The following is a 17353-nucleotide window of genomic DNA, read 5'->3' on the forward strand; positions in this document are numbered from 1 at the left end:
CGCTGACCGGGGGAGGCCCGGCCCGCCGGGCGGGGACCGGGGGAGGCCCGGCCCCGGCGGGCGCGGACGGTGGGCGAGCCGTTCGGCGCCGGGCGTGGCAAGCCTGTCTCCGCCCGGGGGCACGGCTGTCCTCGTTCGTGGGCGTGGGCGGCAAGTCTCCGGGGGCGGTCCGGTCGGCGCGGGTGGGGGGTGGCGTGGTCCGGTTCCGGTCCGCCCGGCGCGGGATTCGCGTTCCGGGCGCGTGGGACGCCTCAGTGCGCCGTTGATGCGCCCGCCGGACAGGGCATGAGATGGGCGACAGGAGCCGTGCGGCGCGGGGTGCGCCGGACGCCCCGTGCCTGAAGGAGGGACCCATGGCCGAATCCCCCAGCACGCCCGACCCGACCCAGGACCGCGACACCCAACAGCCCGCCGAGATCAAGAGCCTCCCGTTGTTCGGCGCCTGCGGCTGCGGCTCAGGCTGCGGCTGCGGCTGCCAGTCGGGCAACCCCTGCCAGTGCGGCTGATCACCTACGTACGTCCGGAAGGGCCCCGCCGTCACGACGGGGCCCTTCTTCTTCGTCCGTTCCTCTTCGTCCGTTCCTCTTCTCCGCCCCTTCTCCCCGCTGGCGATCGGCCGGCTCGGCCTGACGTACGAAGAAAGGGCGCACGGGACCGGATCTGCCCGGAGCAGACCGAAATCTGCGCGATTGTGGAGCTGTTGTCCGATTGACCGTGGTCCGACCGGCGAACTCTGCTACCTCTGAGACAGGGGAGGCGGGCCCTGGCCCGCGGCGGCGCGAGGGGCGCCGTCAGGAGGGGACACACGTGAGCACGACACCACGGGACGCGGTCATCGCCATCGAGCAGAAGGCCGTCGACCGCGCCTACGACTGCTACGAGGCCCGGCTCGCGGAGATGACGTCACCGTCGGCGGCCACGGCTTCCGCCAGCGGCAAGGACGGCATCGCGGTCCGCGAGAAGGCGGAGAGCGCGGCGGAGGAGTACGGCGGCCTCGGGGGCGAGGCGCTGGTCATCAGCCGCGTCGACGTCCAGGAGGCGAACGGCGCCGGGGCGGAGACGTTCTACGTCGGACGACGCCACGTCTTCGACACCGAGACCCGCGACCAGGTGGTGGTCTCCTGGACGAACCCGATCGCCGTGAGCTGGCACAACGCCCGGCCGGAGACGCCGGGCGACGTGCTCCTGCGACGCCGGTTACGCTGCGCCGGCCGCCGCGTCGAGGACTTCCTGGACGAGATCACCCCGGCCGCGGACCCGTACGCCGGCTCGCCGGGACCCGGTCGGGAGGCCGCCCCGTCCCCCGCCTTCGAGGACGAACCCGCCCCGTCCGAGACCCCGGACCGCACCGGAGCCTCCGCGGCCCCCGAAGCCCCGGAAACCCCTGACGCTCCTGACGCTCCTGACGCCCTCGACGGTGAGGAACCCCCGGAGGAGGCGGAGGACGCCACCGCCCCGCCCGCCGGGGGCCGCCACGCACGGCCGCGCGCGATCCCGGCGCAGCGGCAGCCCGCCGGCCGGCGCCGTCAGAAGCCGCAGCCCGTCGACGAGTTCCTCCTGCGGGAGCTGCGCCGGTCCCGCAACGGCCGGATGCGCGACATCGTCGAGACGATCAGGCGGGACCAGATGGCGCTGGTCACCGGTTCCCCCGCGGACGTCCTCGTCGTCCAGGGCGGACCCGGCACCGGAAAGTCGGCGGTGGGTCTGCACCGGGTGACCTGGCTCGTCAACAACGACCACTTCCGCGCGCAGGACATCCTGGTCGTGGGACCGCACCAGAACTTCCTGGAGTACGTGGGGCGCGTACTGCCGACCCTCGGCACCCGGAACGTCACCGCCGTACAGCTGGCCCGCCTCTGGGAAGGGGACGTCCGGGGCTCGGACTCCACCGCCGCGCGGCTGGTGAAGTCCGGCGAACGGATGGCCGCCGTCCTGCGCAGGCGGGTGGAGGGCGAGTGCCGGCCCGAGGCCCTGGACGCCGTCGTCTCCGCTCCCTCCCACGCCCAGGACGAACCGGCCTTCGTCGTCGTCGTGGGCGGCGCTTCCCTGCGTCTGCCGCGCTCGGAGGTGCTCGGTCTCCTCCAGGACGCCCGGGAGGGCACCGAGGGCCACCGGGCGCGCAGGGACCGGTTCCGCACCCTGCTGGTGGACCGCCTGCTGGGTGAACTCGCCGGGATCGCCCCGCACCGAGGCAGGGACGCGACCGTACGCCGCGACCTGGAGCGCAACCGGCAGGTCACCACCCTCGTGGACCGGATCTGGCCCCCGTTGAGCCCCGAGGAGGCGCTGCGCGGTCTGCTCAACTCCCCCACCAGGCTGCGCGAGTGCGCCGACGGGATCCTCGACCGGGACGAACAGGCCTGTCTGCAGCGGCGGAAGGCGGACAGCGCCGCCGAAGAACCCTGGACGGCGGACGACTTGGTGTGCCTGGAGGAGCTGCGGTTCCTCATAGCGGGCGAGAGTCCGCGGAGGTACCGACACATCGTGGTCGACGAGGCGCAGGACCTCACCCCGATGCAGGCGCGGTCCCTGAGCAGACGGTGTCCGACCGGCTCGATGACCGTGCTCGGCGATCTGGCCCAGGCCACCGGACCGCATTCCCCCACCAGTTGGGAACAGCTCGGCGGAATCCTGTCCGGCCGGGGAGGGTGGCGCGTGGCCGAGCTGAACACCAGCTACCGCGTCCCCGCGGAGATCATGGAGTTCGTGGCGCCCCTGGCCCGGGCCGTCGCCCCCTCCCTGCCCTACCCGACCGCCGTACGGCGGGCCGGCGACGGGGCCGTGCGGCTCGTCTCCACGACTCCCTGGGAGCTGCTGGACGACGCGGCGACCCGCACGGCACGGCTCGCGGGCACGAACGACGGCCGCACCCCGCGGTCGATCGCCGTCATCGTTCCCGACGACTCCGACTGGCTGGAGGAGGTCCGCCGACGCGTCGACCTCGTGGACGGCATGACCGAGGAGACCCTGCGGACCGTGTCCGTGCTCCCCGCCGCCCAGGCCAAGGGCATGGAGTTCGACCACGTCCTGGTCCTGGAGCCGACGACCATCGCCGACCGGGGCCCCGCCGGGCTGCGCCAGCTGTACGTCGCCCTGTCCCGCAGCACCCAGACGCTGACGGTCCTCCACACGACACCGCTGCCGGCCGAACTCGGCGCGACGGCCGACGGCGCGGACGGTGAGACCGCCTCCGCCTACGCGTACGCGGCACCCGTCGCGGCGCTCCCGGAGGACGACATCGGAACCGGCGATTCCGACCCCCGCGCCTCCGCCGCCGACGGTTCCCGGGGGAACGGCTCCCCCGGCGACGACCTGCCGGTCGGCACGCCCGTCGAGGTGCGGGTGCTCGGTCCCGGCCCGGGTTCCCACCTGAAGGTGAAGGTCCTCTCCCCCGTCACGGAGCGGACCGTCCTCCTCGTCCTCCGCCACGGCGAACCCGCCCCCGCCACGGGCTCCCGGCTGGACGGCTGGGTGACCCGGAACGAGGGCCGGCTGAGCCTGGTCTCCGTGGGCGACTTCGGCCGTCGGCCCATCTCCGCCCGGACGGCTCCCCGTTACCAGGCCGCGCTCGGCGTCCTGCGGGACCTCGCGCACGGCGACGGCACGGCCCCGCCGGAGACGACGGCCCTCCTCTCCGAGCTGAAGGGCATGGCCGCCCGCTGCCTGAGGCGCGACCGGGTCGACTGGCTGAGCGTCTGGCGCCTGCTGGGTTCCGCCGACCGCGACCGGCTGGGCGATCTGGCGGACCTCGCCCGGCGCACCCGGCAGGCGGTCGGGGCGAACGATCCCGGCCTGCGCGCCGCCCTGGCGGACGACCCCGCGTTCCGGCACTGGGCCGACGCCCTCGACCGGGCCCGGGACGAACTCCGCGACCTGATCGGCACCGGACCGCGGACGGGGCGGACGGGGCCGGAGGCCGGGCCGGAACGGGAGTTGCCGGTGTCCGGGTCCAGGACCACACCCGAGCCCGGGACCACGTCCGGGCCCGGGACGATCACGGCCCCGTCCACCGGGCCGCGCGGAACACTCGAGCAGAAGGACACCGACCCCATGAACACTGCCGCTCTCCTGGAAACCGGCTCCTCCCCGTCCGAGGGACGGACGGCGTGGAGCGAGGCACTCGCGGGCCAACTGGCCGTCGAGGCGCAGACCGACCGGGACTGCAACACGCACGAGGCCGTGCGCTTCGAACTGAAGGCCGCGCTCCTGCGGGCGGGGCTGTGGCCTTCGGACTCCCGGATCTCCGACGCGGTCCTGGAGGGACCGGACGGTTTCTTCCGCTACGAGGTGCTCGGCACCGGCCGTTCCGACTACCCGCACCTGCGCGCGGGAGCCGTCCGCCTCATGGAACTCGACCGGGTGGAGACGCGCTCCGCGGACACCCGGTACCTGGTCCTGTCCGAGCCGCCCGCGGAGGACTGGGCTCCCGACGCGATCCGGGAGGCCTTCGGCGTGCACGTCGTGTGGCGGACGGCGGCGGGCTGGCACGGCCCGGACGTACGGACCGCCCTGCGCCTGACCGACGGACCGACGGACCGGGACCGACAGGCCGATCGACCGACGGATTGACCATGGATCGGCCGGCCGCTTGACTGGTCTGCCGGGGACGGCGGCCCGCCCTCCCCGGCAGACCAGGGAACCCACGATGGAACGCCCGATCCCGATCCTCTTCCTCGACGTCGACGGCCCCCTCATCCCGTTCGGCCCCTCGTACGACCGTCACGAGACCTCCGGCCCGGCGTCCGGCGCCGAAGCGCCCCCCGGCGGGGAGAATCCGCTGCTCGGTCGGCTCGACCCCGCCGTGGGCCCGTGTCTGACGGCGCTGGGGTGCGACCTGGTGTGGGCCACGACGTGGATGGACGAGGCGAACGAGTCCGTCGGCCCTCGGATCGGACTGCCCCGACTGCCCGTGCTGGAGTGGCCCGAGGGCCCCGCCGAAACGGGTCCGCGGGGGCTGCACTGGAAGACCCGCGCCCTCGTCGAACGGGCCGGCGGCCGCCCGTTCATCTGGGTCGACGACGAGATCGGCGCCATGGACCGGCTCTGGGTCGCCGCACAGCACGGGAGTCCCTTCCTGCTCCACCGCGTCGACCCGTCGAAGGGCCTGACCGAGAACGACTTCTCCGCGCTCACCCACTGGCTCCGGACCGCCGTACCGGACCGCTCGCGCGGAACGGACGGATAGGCCCCGGTCCACCGCGCCCGGACCTTCCGAGGACGACGCCGAAGGCGTACGCGCGACACCCGAGGTCCCGCACGGGACCCAGACCACGAAAACGCCCCCGCCCCGCGCCGTACGCGCAGGCCGGGGGCGTGGTCGCGAAACCTACTTCTTCTTGCCCTGGTTCTTGACCGCCTCGATCGCGGCCGCGGCCGCCTCCGGGTCGAGGTAGGTGCCGCCCGGGTTCACGGGCTTGAAGTCGGCGTCCAGCTCGTAGGAGAGCGGGATGCCGGTGGGGATGTTCAGGCCCGCGATGTCGGCGTCGGAGATGCCGTCGAGGTGCTTGACCAGAGCGCGCAGCGAGTTGCCGTGGGCCGCGACCAGGACCGTACGGCCGGTCAGCAGGTCCGGGACGATGCCGTCGAACCAGTACGGGAGCATGCGGACGACGACGTCCTTCAGGCACTCCGTCTGCGGGCGCAGCTCCGGCGGCAGCGAGGCGTAGCGCGCGTCGTCGAACTGGGAGTACTCGGAGTCGCGGTCGAGCGCCGGCGGCGGGGTGTCGTACGAGCGGCGCCACAGCATGAACTGCTCCTCGCCGAACTCGGCGAGCGTCTGGGCCTTGTCCTTGCCCTGGAGGGCGCCGTAGTGACGCTCGTTCAGGCGCCAGCTGCGGTGGACCGGGATCCAGTGGCGGTCGGCGGCCTCCAGGGCCAGCTGCGCGGTGCGGATCGCGCGCTTCTGGAGCGAGGTGTGGACGACGTCGGGCAGCAGGCCGGCGTCCTTGAGCAGCTCACCGCCGCGGACTGCCTCCTTCTCGCCCTTCTCGTTGAGGTTGACGTCCACCCATCCGGTGAACAGGTTCTTCGCGTTCCATTCGCTCTCGCCGTGGCGGAGGAGGATCAGCTTGTACGGTGCGTCGGCCATGACTCCGAGCGTAATCGAACCCCACGACCGCCCGCTCCTTCGGCCATCAGTCGGACACGAGAGGCCCCGTACGGCCGTCCCCCACCCGCTCCGGCGCCCTTCAGTTGACGGCATCTGTTAATCCAGTGGCTCTCGGACGAGGCTGGATCGTAAGTTGTGCCCACCGCCCGAGCCGCTTACATCTGTGGGGGATCCATGCCAGCCGCCGTCATGAGACGTGCCGTCCGGGAGACCGTCTCAGGGCTCCCCCGCGAGTTCTGGTGGCTGTGGACCAGCACCCTCGTCAACCGGCTCGGGGCCTTCGTCGCCACCTTCATGGCCCTGTACCTGACCCTCGACCGCGGCTACTCCGCCTCCTACGCGGGTCTGGTCGCCTCGCTGCACGGCCTCGGCGGGGTCGTCTCCTCGCTCGTCGCGGGTGTCATGACCGACCGGTTCGGGCGGCGCCCCACCCTGCTCGTCGCGCAGGTGTCGACGGCGGCCTCGGTCGCGCTGCTCGGCTTCATGCACGACCCGGTGGCCATCGCCGCGGTCGCCTTCCTCGTCGGCATGGCCAGCAACGCCTCCCGGCCCGCCGTGCAGGCGATGATGGCCGACATCGTCCGGCCCGAGGACCGGGTCCGCGCCTTCTCCCTCAACTACTGGGCCATCAACCTCGGTTTCGCCGTCTCCTCGATGGGAGCCGGCTTCATCGCCGAGTTCAGCTACTTCGCGGGCTTCCTCATCGAGGCCGGCATGACCCTCGCCTGCGCGCTCGTCGTCTTCGCGAAGCTCCCGGAGTCCAGGCCCGCGCAGGTCGCCAAGGAGACGGAACCCGCGGTCGGGCTCGGCACCGTGCTGCGCGACGGACGCTTCATGAGCGTGGTCGGGCTGTCGTTCCTCGTCGCCCTCGTCTTCCAGCAGGGCGCCGTGGGACTGCCGGTCGCCATGGGCAGGGCCGGTTTCACCCCGGCCGACTACGGCACGGCGATCGCCGTCAACGGCTTCATGATCGTCGCGCTCCAGATCCCGGTCGGCCGTTTCATCGAGCACCGGGACCCCAAGTGGCTGCTCGTGATCTCGTCGCTGCTCGCCGGGTACGGGTTCGGGCTCACCGCCCTCGCCGGGTCGGTCGGGGCCTTCACGCTCACCGTCTGCGTGTGGACCCTCGCCGAGATCGTCAACGCCCCGACGCAGACCGGTCTCGTCGTCCGCCTCTCGCCCGTCCACGGGCGGGGCCGCTACCAGGGGATGTACACCCTCTCCTGGGCCCTCGCCTCGCTCGTCGCCCCGGTGATGTCCGGCGTCGTCATCGACCGCTTCGGCGCGGCCTGGCTCTGGGGGCTGTGCGCGGTGGTCGGCACGGCGGCGGGGATCGGGTACGCGCTGCTCATGCGGGGGCTCCCGGCGGAGGAATCGGTACGGGAGTCCTCACGGGGAGCCGTCGGCTCCGGCGCCGGGCCCACCACCGGGAGCGCCGCGGGGACCGCCGCGACGGACACTCCCACCGGAACGCCCCGCACCGAGGTCACCCGGGCCTGACGGGTCCGGGACCTGGCAGGCACGGCCCCGGGCCCCAGGGGCACGGGTTCTACGGGCCCGGGCCCGACACAGGTCTCACGGGTCTCACGGGCACGAGCCTCGGTCCGAACGGTCCCCCGCCCGAGGGTCCCCGGCCCCGGGGAGACCGTCGGAAGCGTCGGTGTCCGCGGGCCCCGGACCACACGGGAGCCCCTCGCCGAGGGCTCGGAGGGCAGCCTCACGGATGCATCCGTGCCCCCTTCACCACCTTGTCCACCGCGTTCCGCGGCCCGTACACCGCGAGTCCCACCAGGTCCAGCTCTCCGGTCGGCACGGCCCGTACGGCCGCGCGGTTGTCCCGGTCGTTACCCGTGGCGAAGAGGTCCGAGGTGAAGACCGCCCGCGGCAGCGCCCGGGACAACGCGCGGCCGTGGGCGGCGGCCAGCGTCTCCTTCGAGGCCTCCAGGACCAGGACCGGCTGCCGGAACATCGGCAGGTAGGAGACCCCGTCGGCGTCCTCGTACGGCTCCCCGACCACCTCGGGGACGGTCGCCCCCAGGCCGCTGACGAGGAAGGCGGTCACATTGAGGCGCTGCCAGGGCTCCAGGTCGTCGCGCAGGACGACGGTGATCTTGGTGTCGAAGCGAACCGGTGCGGCGTCCGGGAGGCCCGCTCCGCCCACCGCGTCGTCGCCGGCGGGGCTCGTCTCGTTCTCGCTGTTCATGGGATGAGACTGCCGACCGGCGTCCGCCGTCGTCTTGTACGTTCTTTGCGTGACCCCTCAGCGTGAGATGTCCGCGTGGCGCCCGAGCGTCCCCGGCATCGTCGAGGTCTTCCACGCGCACTACACCGGGTACGCGTACCCGATGCACGTGCACGAGGCCTGGACCCTGCTGATCGTCGACGACGGCGCCGTCCGCTACGACCTCGACCGGCACGAGCACGGCACCCCGCGCGACACGGTGACGCTGCTGCCGCCGCACGTCCCCCACAACGGCGCCCCCGCCACCGAGCACGGCTTCCGCAAGCGGGTCCTCTACCTCGACGGCTCACGCCTGGCCGACGACCTCATCGGCCCCGCGGTGGACGGGCCCGCTCTGGCGGATCCCGTACTGCGGCGCCGGGTCGCCCGGTTGCACACGGCGCTCGCCCACCCCGGGGACGAGTTGGAGGCCGACAGCAGGCTGACGCTGATCTCGGACCGGCTGCGCGGGCTGCTCCGCCCCGAGGCGGCCCTCCGGACCCGGCACGCCGACCGGCCGCTCGCCCTCCGGCTGCGCGAACTCCTCGACGAACGGGTCGTGGAGGGGATCGCCCTGGAGGAGGCCGCCCGGCTCGTGCACGCCCATCCCGCGCACCTGGTCCGGGCGTTCAGCGGCGCGTTCGGCATCGCCCCGCACCAGTACCTGATGTCCCGTCGGGTGGACCGCGCCCGCCGCCTGCTCCTCGACGGACGGCCGCCGGGCGAGGTGGCCGCCCTGACCGGCTTCTGCGACCAGTCCCATCTCACCCGGCATTTCCGCCGGTTGGTGGGGGTGACCCCGGGGCGCTACGCACGGCCGTGAGCCGGGGAGCGCCTCGCCCGGTGCGCGGGGGTCAGGTGGTGGGGCGCCGGGTCAGGTTCGCGAACGCGTCCAGATTGCGGGTCGACTCGCCGCGGGACACCCGCCAGGCGTACTCCTTGCGGATCGCCGAGGCGAAACCGAGTTCCAGGAGGGTGTTGAAGGCGCCGTCGGCGGCTTCGAGGACGGACCCGAGGATGCGGTCCACCTCCTCCGGGGTGACGGCGGCCAGCGGCAGCTTGCCGGTCAGATAGACGTCCCCGAGGGGGTCGACCGCGTAGGCGACCCCGTAGAGCTTGAGATTGCGCTCCAGAAGCCAGCGGTGGACCGCTTCGTGGTTCTCGTCCGGGTGGCGGATCACGAACGCGTTCAGCGACAGGGAGTGCTTGCCGACGATCAGCGAGACCGTCGTCGAGAGCTTGCGGGTGCCGGGCAGTTTCACGACGTACGAGCCCGCCCCGGGGCTCTCCCACTCCAGCTCGGCCTCGGTGAGGACCCGCTCGATGATCGACGCTGCGTCAGCCATGGGCCGAGCGTACGCGACCCGTTCCGGGGGTGAGGCGTGCGGTCGGACGCCGGGAGGCCCGCGTCAGGCGTGGTGGGCCCGCAGACGGCGCCGGTGGTCCTGTGCCGCCGCCGTGTACACGTCCGCCGTGGCCGCCGCCGCGGTGTCCCAGCCGAAGCGCTCCGCGTGCCGCGCCGCGGCCGCCCCCATACGGGCCACGAGGGTCTCGTCGTCGGCGAACTCGCGCAGCACGCGCGCGTAGTCGGCGGGGTGGTGGCCGTGCACGAGGAAGCCGGTCTCCTCGTGGCGTACGGCCACCGGCAGGCCGCCGACCTCGGCCGCGAGCACCGGCGTACCGGCCGCCTGCGCCTCGATGGCGACCAGCCCGAAGGATTCGCTGTACGAGGGCATGACCAGCACGGACGCGGCCCGGAACCAGTCCGCGAGCTGGTCCTGTCCGACGGGCGGACGGAACCGCACGACGTCGGCGATGCCCAGCCGCGCGGCCAGCTTCTGGAGCCCTTCGGGCTTGGCGAGCCCGCTGCCGCTCGGACCGCCCACCACGGGGACGACGATCCGGCCGCGCAGCTCGGGCCGTTCGTCGAGCAGCACGGCGACCGCGCGCAGCAGCACGTCGGGGGCCTTCAGGGGCTGTATGCGGCCCGCGAAGAGGGGGATCAGGGCGTCCTGCGGGAGGCCGAGCCGCGCGCGGGCGGCGGCACGGCCGTCGGCGGGCCTGAAGCGGTCGAGGTTGACCCCCGGGTGGACGACGGCGACGCTGCCGGCCTCCGCCCCGTAGTGGCGCACGAGTTCGTCGGCCTCCTCCGCGGTGTTCGCGATGAGGCGGTCGGCGGCGCGCACGATCTGGGTCTCGCCGATGACACGGGCGGCGGGCTCTGGGGTGTCGCCCTCGGCCAGCGCCGCGTTCTTGACCTTGGCCATGGTGTGCATCGCGTGCACCAGGGGCGCCCCCCAGCGCTCGGCGGCCAGCCAGCCGACGTGGCCGGAGAGCCAGTAGTGCGAGTGCACGAGGTCGTAGTAGCCGGGGCGGTGACCGGCCCAGGCCTGCATGACGCCGTGGGTGAACGCGCACAGCTGGGCGGGGAGGTCCTCCTTGGCGAGGCCCTCGTAGGGACCCGCGTCGACGTGCCGGACGAGGACGCCCGGAGCCAGTTCGACGGCCGGCGGGAGCGCCCCGGTCGTGGCCCGCGTGAAGATCTCGACCTCGATGTTGATCGCGGCGAGCCGCTGGGCGAGTTCGACGATGTACACGTTCATGCCGCCCGCGTCGCCCGTGCCGGGCTGGTGCAGGGGCGAGGTGTGCACGGAGAGCATCGCGACGCGGCGGGGCCTGCGGTGCAGCCTGAGCCGCGAGGATGCCGTCGGGGAGCGGCGCCCGAGCCTGCTGACGTACTGGCTCACGTGGCGGTCCTCCTTGCTGCGGGCATGCCGGTCGGAGGACGTGTCACGCCCTCCACGAGGTGGAACGCCGGAGCCGTCCACCCCATTTCCCCTTTGCCGAATCATTGCCATCAGTCGCTCAACCGTTCGATCCGTGGATGCGTCTGCTTCCGTGCCCGGACTCCCCGTCCGTTCCCCTGCCAGGATTCCCCGTCCGTCCCGGTACACCGGGTTCTCCACAGCGGTCCGGGGGGCGGACGCAGGTTGTCCACAGGGTCACCAGGCCGGGCCGGGGCCGCCTACTCTCGTACGCATGACAGCCCGCACAGCGTCCCTCCCCCACTCTCGGCTTCGCTCGAGCGGGGGCACCCCCGTCGTGGGCACGGTGACGCGCGGGACGACGAACCCCAACCGCCTGCGCCGCATGGACCGCTGGATCGCGGCGGTGCACGGCGCCGAACTCCGCCGGACACCGGAGCCGGTGGCGGTGGACCTCGGTTACGGCGCCGCACCCTGGACCGCGGTCGAACTGCTGGCCCGTCTGCGCACCGCCGCGCCCCGCACCCATGTCTTCGGAGTCGAGATCGAACCGGCCCGGGTCGCCGCCGCCCTCCCGTACGAACGCGAGGGCCTCGCCTTCCTGCACGGCGGCTTCGAGGTCCCGGTGCCGGGCCGGCCGCACCTGATCCGGGCCGCGAACGTGCTGCGCCAGTACGACGAGGGGCAGGTGGCCGAGGTCTGGCGGCGGCTCTGCGCACGGCTGGCACCGGCGGGTCCCGGCTCCGGGGGCGGCCTGCTCGTCGAGGGGACCTGCGACGAGATCGGCCGTCGGCACGTCTGGGTCGCCCTCGGCCCGGAAGGCCCGCGCACGGTCACCTTCGCCACCCGGCTCGGCTCCCTGGACCGTCCGTCCGACCTGGCCGAGCGGCTGCCGAAGGCACTCATCCACCGCAACGTCCCGGGCGAGCCCGTCCACGCCTTCCTGCGCGACTTCGACCGCGCCTGGGCGGCCGCCGCGCCGTACGCCTCGTACGGCGCGAGGCAGCGCTGGATACGCACGGTCCGCGACCTGACGGCCGACTGGCCGGTCGTGGACGGGACCGCCCGCTGGCGCCAGGGCGAAGTGACGGTGCGCTGGGCGGCGTTGGCGCCCAGCGCCTGACGGGGCGCCGCGGGTCCGGCGGGTGGCGCCGACGAGTGACACCGACGGCCGGTACCGGGCCGACCGGACCCGTCCGGACCGATCCGGAAACGCTCGGCCCGGGTGACCCGGGTGACCCGGGCGGCCTGTGCGACCGGTAGGCGACCGGCATGTGACCCGCGGGGAACGATCTCGGTGAGTCGCACGTCACACAGGCGGGGAGATGGGATCGTCATGCCGGAGCGGGCACCGGGGAAGGGAATTCCTGCCTGCCTCGCGCGCGAGGAGAGGGGAGTTCCCGCCCGGCTCTGTCACATTGCGCGCCGACATGGCACGATCCCCCAGGCATCCGTATGTTACTGACGGTAAATCAGTTGGGGGGCGGAGTAATGGGATCCGGCAAGCGGAGCCTGACCACGGCGGCCATGGCCCTGGCCTGCGCATGCGTCTGCGCGGTACTGGCGTCATCGGGGACGGCCTACGCGAGTCCGGAACCCAGACCGGCGCCGACCAGAACCCCCTCGGCGACCCCGCCTCCCGTGAGCAACAAGGACCTTGAGGAGGTCCGCAAGAAGCTCGACAAGCTCTACCACGAAGCGGCGGTCGCCACGGACGCGTACAACGCCGCCGAGGAGAAGGCCGAGAAGCAGTCCGCCGAGATCGTCGGGCTGGCCCAGGAGATCGTCAAGGGCCAGGCGAAGCTGGACGAGTTGAAGGACCGCGCGGGTGCCGCGGCCCGCGCGCAGTACCGGGGCGGCGGGCTGCCGCCCGAGGCACGGCTGTGGCTGAGCGACGACCCGCAGGAGTTCCTGGACGGCGCGGGACGGGTGCGGCAGGGCGAGCACGCCACCGACGGACTGCTGGACGAGATGGCGCGCACCCAGCAGGACCTGCAGCAGTACGCGCAGGACGCCTCCGCGCAGTGGCGGAAGCTGGAGGCCGACCGCGAGACCAGGGCCGAGGCCAAGAAGAAGATCAAGCAGCGGATCTCCGAAGCCGAGAAGCTGGAGTCCCGGCTGGAGAAGAAGGAGAAGGAACGGCTCGCGAAGCTGGAGGAGGAGGCCGCGCGCCAGGCGCAGTCGGCATGGCTGGGCTCCGGCGTCCTCGCGGACATCAAGAGCGACGCCTCCGAACAGGGCAAGAAGGCCGTGAAGTACGCGACCGACCAGATCGGCAAGCCGTACGAGTGGGGCGCCGAGGGCCCGAGGACGTTCGACTGCTCGGGGCTCACCTCCCAGGCCTGGGCGGCCGCCGGTCACCCCATCCCCCGTACCTCGCAGGAGCAGTGGAAGCAGCTCCGGCACGTCGACATCAAGGACATGCGCCCCGGCGACCTGATCGTCTACTTCGACGACGCCAGCCACGTCGGGATGTACATAGGGGACGGCGCGATCGTGCACGCCCCGCGCCCCGGACGCACGGTGACGATCACGGGGGCGGGTTCGATGCAGATCCTGGGCGTCGTACGGCCCGACGCGTGAGCCGCCCCGCCGGGGCGTCCGACGCCGCGCGCCGCGGGAGGCGGCAGGTGTGACGGTTCGGGCGTGACCGCTTGAGCGTGACCGCGCGGGCACGGCACGGGCGTGACGGCACGGGCGTGACGCACCGCACGTGACCCACCGCACGGCCGCCCCGGCTCCCCGGAGCCGGGGACGTGACCTTCGTCATCCCCGGTGGGAGCGCGTCCTGTCCAAATGCGTTACGGGATGCGGCATATGACACGGGCCCTTTGCCCGACGCCGCGCCGTACGCCATTCCGCTGCGGCACCGGCGGGCGCTATGGTCCCCGTCGGTGGGTCGAGGTCCTTCGCCCACCACGCCCTCGGGGGGAGGGAAGGAACCCAGACGATGCCCGCACCCGTACCGCGGCAGAGAGCGATCCCGGCCGTGGAGAGTGGTCAGGCTCAAGCCGTGTTCTCACCCGGCGGCCCATCCGGAGACACCACCGGCGGCCCCGCCGGTCCGGCTCCGGAAGCCCGCGCCACGGCCCCGACCCCCGGCGCCACCCATCTGACCCTGCTCGTCATCGAGGACGACCCGGCGGGTTCGCTCGGCGTGCCCGAAATGCTCGACGCGGCCGGCAAGCCGGTCCGGGTCCGTACCGCCCGCAACCTCACCGAGGCCGAGCGGCTGCTCACCGACGACGTCCACTGCATCCTGCTCGACCTGGCGCTGCCCGCGCCCGGCCGGGCGGAGAGCGCCGACGAACTGGCGACGCTCAAGCACGTGCTGCGGCTCGCGCCCGGCCACGCCGTCCTCGCGCTCACCGCGTCCGGTGACGCCGAGCGCGGCACCGAGGCGGTGCGCGTCGGCGCCCAGGACTACCTCTTCCGTGACGAGCTGGACAGCCGGCTGCTGAGCCGTGCGATCCGGTACGCGGTGGAGCGGAAACGTTCCGACAAGGCCGAGCGGCGGCTCACCGAGTCCAAGCTCCGGGCCCAGGAGAACGCCCGCCTGGAGCGCGGCCTGCTGCCGACCCCGCTGCTGGAGGGCTCCCCGCTGCGCTTCGCCGCGCGCTACCGTCCGGGCCGCTCCCGCGCGCTGCTCGGCGGCGACTTCTACGACACCGTGCGCACGGCCGACGGCACGGTGCACGCGATGATCGGCGACGTCTGCGGACACGGACCCGACGAGGCGGCGCTCGGCGTGGAGCTGCGCATCGCCTGGCGTGCCCTGACGTTCGCGGGCCTGTGCGGGGACGAGCTCCTGTCCACGCTGCAGCAGGTCCTGGAGCACGAGCGCGAGAACGACGAGATCTTCGCGACGCTGTGCACGGTGGACATCGCGCCGGACGGCCGCCGCGCCGGGCTCTGCCTGGCCGGTCACCCGTCGCCGCTGATCGCCCGTCCGGGCCGGCCCGCCGAACTGCTGCCGTACGCCAACAACGGGCCCGCGCTCGGTCTGCTGCCGAACGCCCGCTGGCCGCGGATGCAGGTGGAGCTGGGTGCCGCGTGGAGCCTGATGCTCTACACCGACGGCCTGATCGAGGGTCACACCGGCGTGGGCAAGGAACGTCTGGGGCTGGACGGCATGGTGGACATGGTCCGGCGGCAGCTCGCGCAGGGGCTCCAGGGTGAGGACCTGTTGCGCGCGGCGGTGAACGAGGCGCGCGAACTCAACGGTGGGGAGCTGGCGGACGACGTGGCGGTCGTGTTGCTGGACCGGAATCCGTAGCGGGGTCGCTCGCGCGGGCCGTCGCGGGGGCGGTTCGGGTCCGGTGGGTGGGGGGTCGGGGCCGCGCCGGTACATCCGCCCGCATCCGAACGGATCCCGCCGGGGTCGAGAGGCGCGGGTCGGTTCCGATCCGTCCGGCCTGCGGGCATTCGATGTACCGGCACGCCCCCTCCCGCGCGTACCCGGCTGCGGGTGCGTCGTGGCGGCCGACCATTTCAGCCCCGGCCGGGGAAAGGTTCAGCCCCTCCGGCGTTTGAGGAGCGGGGTCTGGGGCGGAGCCCCAGGGGTGATGGGGGTCCCCCTGGTCGAGCGAAGCCGAGACCTTGGGGGAGGGTAGGGGCGAAAGACGCTGGGCCGGAGGGCTACCTGCCGCCGTTGTACGGGCCGTACGGGCCGTCGCTGCTGCTGCCGCCCCGGCGGCCGCCGCCGGAGACCTGGCGCAGCGCGGGGCGGACGTCGACGAAGAAGACGATCGTGGCGACCAGGCCCGCGAGCTGCAGGAAGAGCATCGGCACCAGCAGGTTCACCGCCACGGTGATGCCGAGGATGATCAGCCAGAACATCTTGTTCTGCTTGTCGGCGGCGCGATAGGCGTCCTCGCGCGCGACCGCGGCCAGGACGAACGCCACCACGGCGAGCACGAGGATGGCTGTGAAGATCAGCCACATCAGACCGCCGAATGCCGTCATCAGCACAATGCCCACCGCCCGGATCGAGTCGTCTCTACGGCCACCGTACCCGGAGAACGGGCCGGGAACTCAGAGAGTGCCCGGCCCGTCCGCGCACGGCGGAATCACTTTTCCCCACGCGCCTACTTCGCGGGCGGGGTCGTCTTCTTGGCGACCGGCTTGCGCGTCGTGGCCTTCTTCGCCGGGCTCTTCTTGGAGGGGGCGTCCTCGGCGGCGGCGACCGTCGGCTTCTCCTCTTCCTTGACCTCGACCGGCTCGGCGCTCGGCTCGACGGCGATGGCGAGCTCCTCGATCTCCTCGGCGGCCTCGCCGCGCCAGGTCCGTACGGTCTGCTCGCCGTGCTCGGCGACCTTCTCGTACGTCTCGCGCGCCTTGACGGCGTACTCGGCGGCGACGCCGACACCGCGCAGGGCGAGGTCCTGGGCGGACTCACCGAGCTTCTTCAGGTCGGTGTCGAGGGTGCTGAGGAGCTCCGTCACCTTGGCCTGCAGGCTCTCCTGCGCCACCTTGGCGCGGGCGGTGGCCTTCTCCTGGACGGCGTTGGGGTCGATGTTCTTCACGGTGTCGATCCGCCCCGGGGCCTCGGCGCGGATCTGCTCCACGATGCCGGGGACCTTCTTCGCCTGCTGCACGGCCAGGTCGGCGGTGCCGGCGAGGAAGTAGAGCGGGGTCGGGTCCGTGGCGGCCTTGCGGATGTCGTCGGTGATGGCCATGAGGATGGTCCTCCCGTAATCGCTTTCGGCTGAGGTTTCTGTGGTCCGCGAGGTGGTCAGCTCGCGGTCTGCTGCGGGCCGGCATCGCTGCCGTCGGCCGTGCGGGGGCCGCGGACGGCGGTGTCCTGCGAGGGCTGGGTGTCCGGTACGTCCTGAGCCCCGGGTATGCCGGTGCCGGGCGCCCCGACGCCGGGAGCGGTCTCGTCCGCCGACGCGACCTCGAATCCGTTCTCCTTGCGGAAGGACTCGTAGATCTGGAGCAGCACCTGCTTCTGCCGCTCGTTCAGCGTGGGATCGGCGAGGATGACGGCACGCGTCTCCACCTCGTCCCGGTCCCGTTCGGCGTCGAGGATGCCGGCTCGCACGTACAGCGTCTCGGCGGAGATCCGCAGTGCCTTGGCGACCTGCTGGAGCACCTCCGCGCTCGGCTTGCGCAGCCCGCGCTCGATCTGGCTCAGATACGGATTGGACACCCCGGCGGCGTCGGCGAGCTGCCGCAGGGACAGTTGCGCGGTGCGCCGCTGTTCCCGCAGGTACTCACCGAGATTGCCGACGTTGAGCGATGCCATGCCCCCACCTT

At 72.9% G+C, this 17353-nt stretch carries 15 protein-coding genes; 8 read left to right on the top strand and 7 right to left on the bottom strand.

Annotated features, from left to right (window positions below):
* Positions 1-353 precede the first annotated feature (353 nt).
* From ACICHK_RS18770 to ACICHK_RS18780, 3 genes are all read left to right on the top strand, one after another.
* Complete coding sequence (locus tag ACICHK_RS18770) at positions 354-506, top strand: hypothetical protein (protein ID WP_167455652.1); 153 nt, start codon at positions 354-356, stop codon at positions 504-506.
* 301 nt (positions 507-807) lie between these two features.
* Entirely contained in the window at positions 808-4569 is a 3762-nt protein-coding gene (locus tag ACICHK_RS18775) for an AAA family ATPase (RefSeq protein ID WP_406837826.1), read from the top strand.
* Positions 4570-4645: 76 nt separating this feature from the next.
* On the top strand, positions 4646-5185 hold the full coding sequence (locus ACICHK_RS18780; RefSeq protein WP_406837827.1) for an HAD domain-containing protein: 540 nt from the start codon (positions 4646-4648) through the stop codon (positions 5183-5185).
* A gap of 141 nt (positions 5186-5326) precedes the next feature.
* Here the strand turns inward: ACICHK_RS18780 and ACICHK_RS18785 are convergent, their stop codons facing one another.
* On the bottom strand, positions 5327-6088 hold the full coding sequence (locus ACICHK_RS18785; protein ID WP_406837828.1) for a phosphoglyceromutase: 762 nt from the start codon (positions 6086-6088) through the stop codon (positions 5327-5329).
* Positions 6089-6283: 195 nt separating this feature from the next.
* Here ACICHK_RS18785 and ACICHK_RS18790 point away from each other — a divergent pair, with 195 nt between their 5' ends.
* On the top strand, positions 6284-7609 hold the full coding sequence (locus ACICHK_RS18790; RefSeq protein WP_406837829.1) for an MDR family MFS transporter: 1326 nt from the start codon (positions 6284-6286) through the stop codon (positions 7607-7609).
* A gap of 217 nt (positions 7610-7826) precedes the next feature.
* On the opposite strand, the gene ACICHK_RS18795 is transcribed toward ACICHK_RS18790, so the two are convergent.
* Positions 7827-8312 carry a DUF2000 family protein gene (locus tag ACICHK_RS18795; protein ID WP_406837830.1) on the bottom strand — a complete coding sequence of 162 codons (486 nt, stop codon included), beginning with the start codon at positions 8310-8312 and terminating at the stop codon, positions 7827-7829.
* Positions 8313-8379: 67 nt separating this feature from the next.
* Here ACICHK_RS18795 and ACICHK_RS18800 point away from each other — a divergent pair, with 67 nt between their 5' ends.
* Positions 8380-9153 carry an AraC family transcriptional regulator gene (locus ACICHK_RS18800; RefSeq protein WP_406841259.1) on the top strand — a complete coding sequence of 258 codons (774 nt, stop codon included), beginning with the start codon at positions 8380-8382 and terminating at the stop codon, positions 9151-9153.
* Between the two features lie 31 nt (positions 9154-9184).
* On the opposite strand, the gene ACICHK_RS18805 is transcribed toward ACICHK_RS18800, so the two are convergent.
* Together ACICHK_RS18805 and mshA are read right to left on the bottom strand one after the other, a co-directional pair.
* On the bottom strand, positions 9185-9676 hold the full coding sequence (locus ACICHK_RS18805; protein WP_406837831.1) for a YbjN domain-containing protein: 492 nt from the start codon (positions 9674-9676) through the stop codon (positions 9185-9187).
* A 63-nt stretch (positions 9677-9739) separates the two neighbouring features.
* Entirely contained in the window at positions 9740-11077 is a 1338-nt protein-coding gene (gene mshA, locus ACICHK_RS18810) for a D-inositol-3-phosphate glycosyltransferase (protein WP_406837832.1), read from the bottom strand.
* A gap of 355 nt (positions 11078-11432) precedes the next feature.
* Between mshA and ACICHK_RS18815 the strand changes: the two genes are divergently transcribed.
* The 3 genes from ACICHK_RS18815 to ACICHK_RS18825 all read left to right on the top strand — a co-directional run bounded on the left by ACICHK_RS18815 (position 11433) and on the right by ACICHK_RS18825 (position 15371).
* Positions 11433-12218, top strand: a complete 786-nt coding sequence (locus ACICHK_RS18815; RefSeq protein WP_406841260.1) for a class I SAM-dependent methyltransferase — start codon at positions 11433-11435, stop codon at positions 12216-12218.
* A 368-nt stretch (positions 12219-12586) separates the two neighbouring features.
* Complete coding sequence (locus ACICHK_RS18820) at positions 12587-13678, top strand: NlpC/P60 family protein (RefSeq protein ID WP_406837833.1); 1092 nt, start codon at positions 12587-12589, stop codon at positions 13676-13678.
* A gap of 367 nt (positions 13679-14045) precedes the next feature.
* The gene (locus tag ACICHK_RS18825; protein ID WP_406837834.1) at positions 14046-15371 is read left to right on the top strand and encodes a PP2C family protein-serine/threonine phosphatase; all 1326 of its coding nucleotides are present in this window, start codon (positions 14046-14048) and stop codon (positions 15369-15371) included.
* Positions 15372-15733: 362 nt separating this feature from the next.
* On the opposite strand, the gene ACICHK_RS18830 is transcribed toward ACICHK_RS18825, so the two are convergent.
* The 3 genes from ACICHK_RS18830 to ACICHK_RS18840 form a co-directional block, all read right to left on the bottom strand.
* On the bottom strand, positions 15734-16066 hold the full coding sequence (locus tag ACICHK_RS18830) for a DUF2516 family protein (protein ID WP_151472766.1): 333 nt from the start codon (positions 16064-16066) through the stop codon (positions 15734-15736).
* Between the two features lie 116 nt (positions 16067-16182).
* Complete coding sequence (locus ACICHK_RS18835; protein ID WP_151472697.1) at positions 16183-16773, bottom strand: hypothetical protein; 591 nt, start codon at positions 16771-16773, stop codon at positions 16183-16185.
* 56 nt (positions 16774-16829) lie between these two features.
* On the bottom strand, positions 16830-17342 hold the full coding sequence (locus tag ACICHK_RS18840) for a helix-turn-helix domain-containing protein (protein ID WP_406837835.1): 513 nt from the start codon (positions 17340-17342) through the stop codon (positions 16830-16832).
* Positions 17343-17353: the final 11 nt, after the last annotated feature.

This window comes from Streptomyces sp. AHU1, assembly GCF_045343905.1.
Classification (GTDB): domain Bacteria; phylum Actinomycetota; class Actinomycetes; order Streptomycetales; family Streptomycetaceae; genus Streptomyces; species Streptomyces triticiradicis.

Excerpts from the sequence above, each read along its gene's own strand:
- ACICHK_RS18770 (WP_167455652.1), top strand. The coding sequence starts at position 354 with ATGGCCGAATCCCCCAGCACGCCCGACCCGACCCAGGACCGCGACACC.
- ACICHK_RS18780 (WP_406837827.1), top strand. The coding sequence starts at position 4,646 with ATGGAACGCCCGATCCCGATCCTCTTCCTCGACGTCGACGGCCCCCTC.
- ACICHK_RS18785 (WP_406837828.1), bottom strand. The coding sequence starts at position 6,088 with ATGGCCGACGCACCGTACAAGCTGATCCTCCTCCGCCACGGCGAGAGC.
- ACICHK_RS18790 (WP_406837829.1), top strand. The coding sequence starts at position 6,284 with ATGCCAGCCGCCGTCATGAGACGTGCCGTCCGGGAGACCGTCTCAGGG.
- ACICHK_RS18795 (WP_406837830.1), bottom strand. The coding sequence starts at position 8,312 with ATGAACAGCGAGAACGAGACGAGCCCCGCCGGCGACGACGCGGTGGGC.
- ACICHK_RS18800 (WP_406841259.1), top strand. The coding sequence starts at position 8,380 with ATGTCCGCGTGGCGCCCGAGCGTCCCCGGCATCGTCGAGGTCTTCCAC.
- ACICHK_RS18805 (WP_406837831.1), bottom strand. The coding sequence starts at position 9,676 with ATGGCTGACGCAGCGTCGATCATCGAGCGGGTCCTCACCGAGGCCGAG.
- ACICHK_RS18820 (WP_406837833.1), top strand. The coding sequence starts at position 12,587 with ATGGGATCCGGCAAGCGGAGCCTGACCACGGCGGCCATGGCCCTGGCC.
- ACICHK_RS18825 (WP_406837834.1), top strand. The coding sequence starts at position 14,046 with ATGCCCGCACCCGTACCGCGGCAGAGAGCGATCCCGGCCGTGGAGAGT.
- ACICHK_RS18835 (WP_151472697.1), bottom strand. The coding sequence starts at position 16,773 with ATGGCCATCACCGACGACATCCGCAAGGCCGCCACGGACCCGACCCCG.
- ACICHK_RS18840 (WP_406837835.1), bottom strand. The coding sequence starts at position 17,342 with ATGGCATCGCTCAACGTCGGCAATCTCGGTGAGTACCTGCGGGAACAG.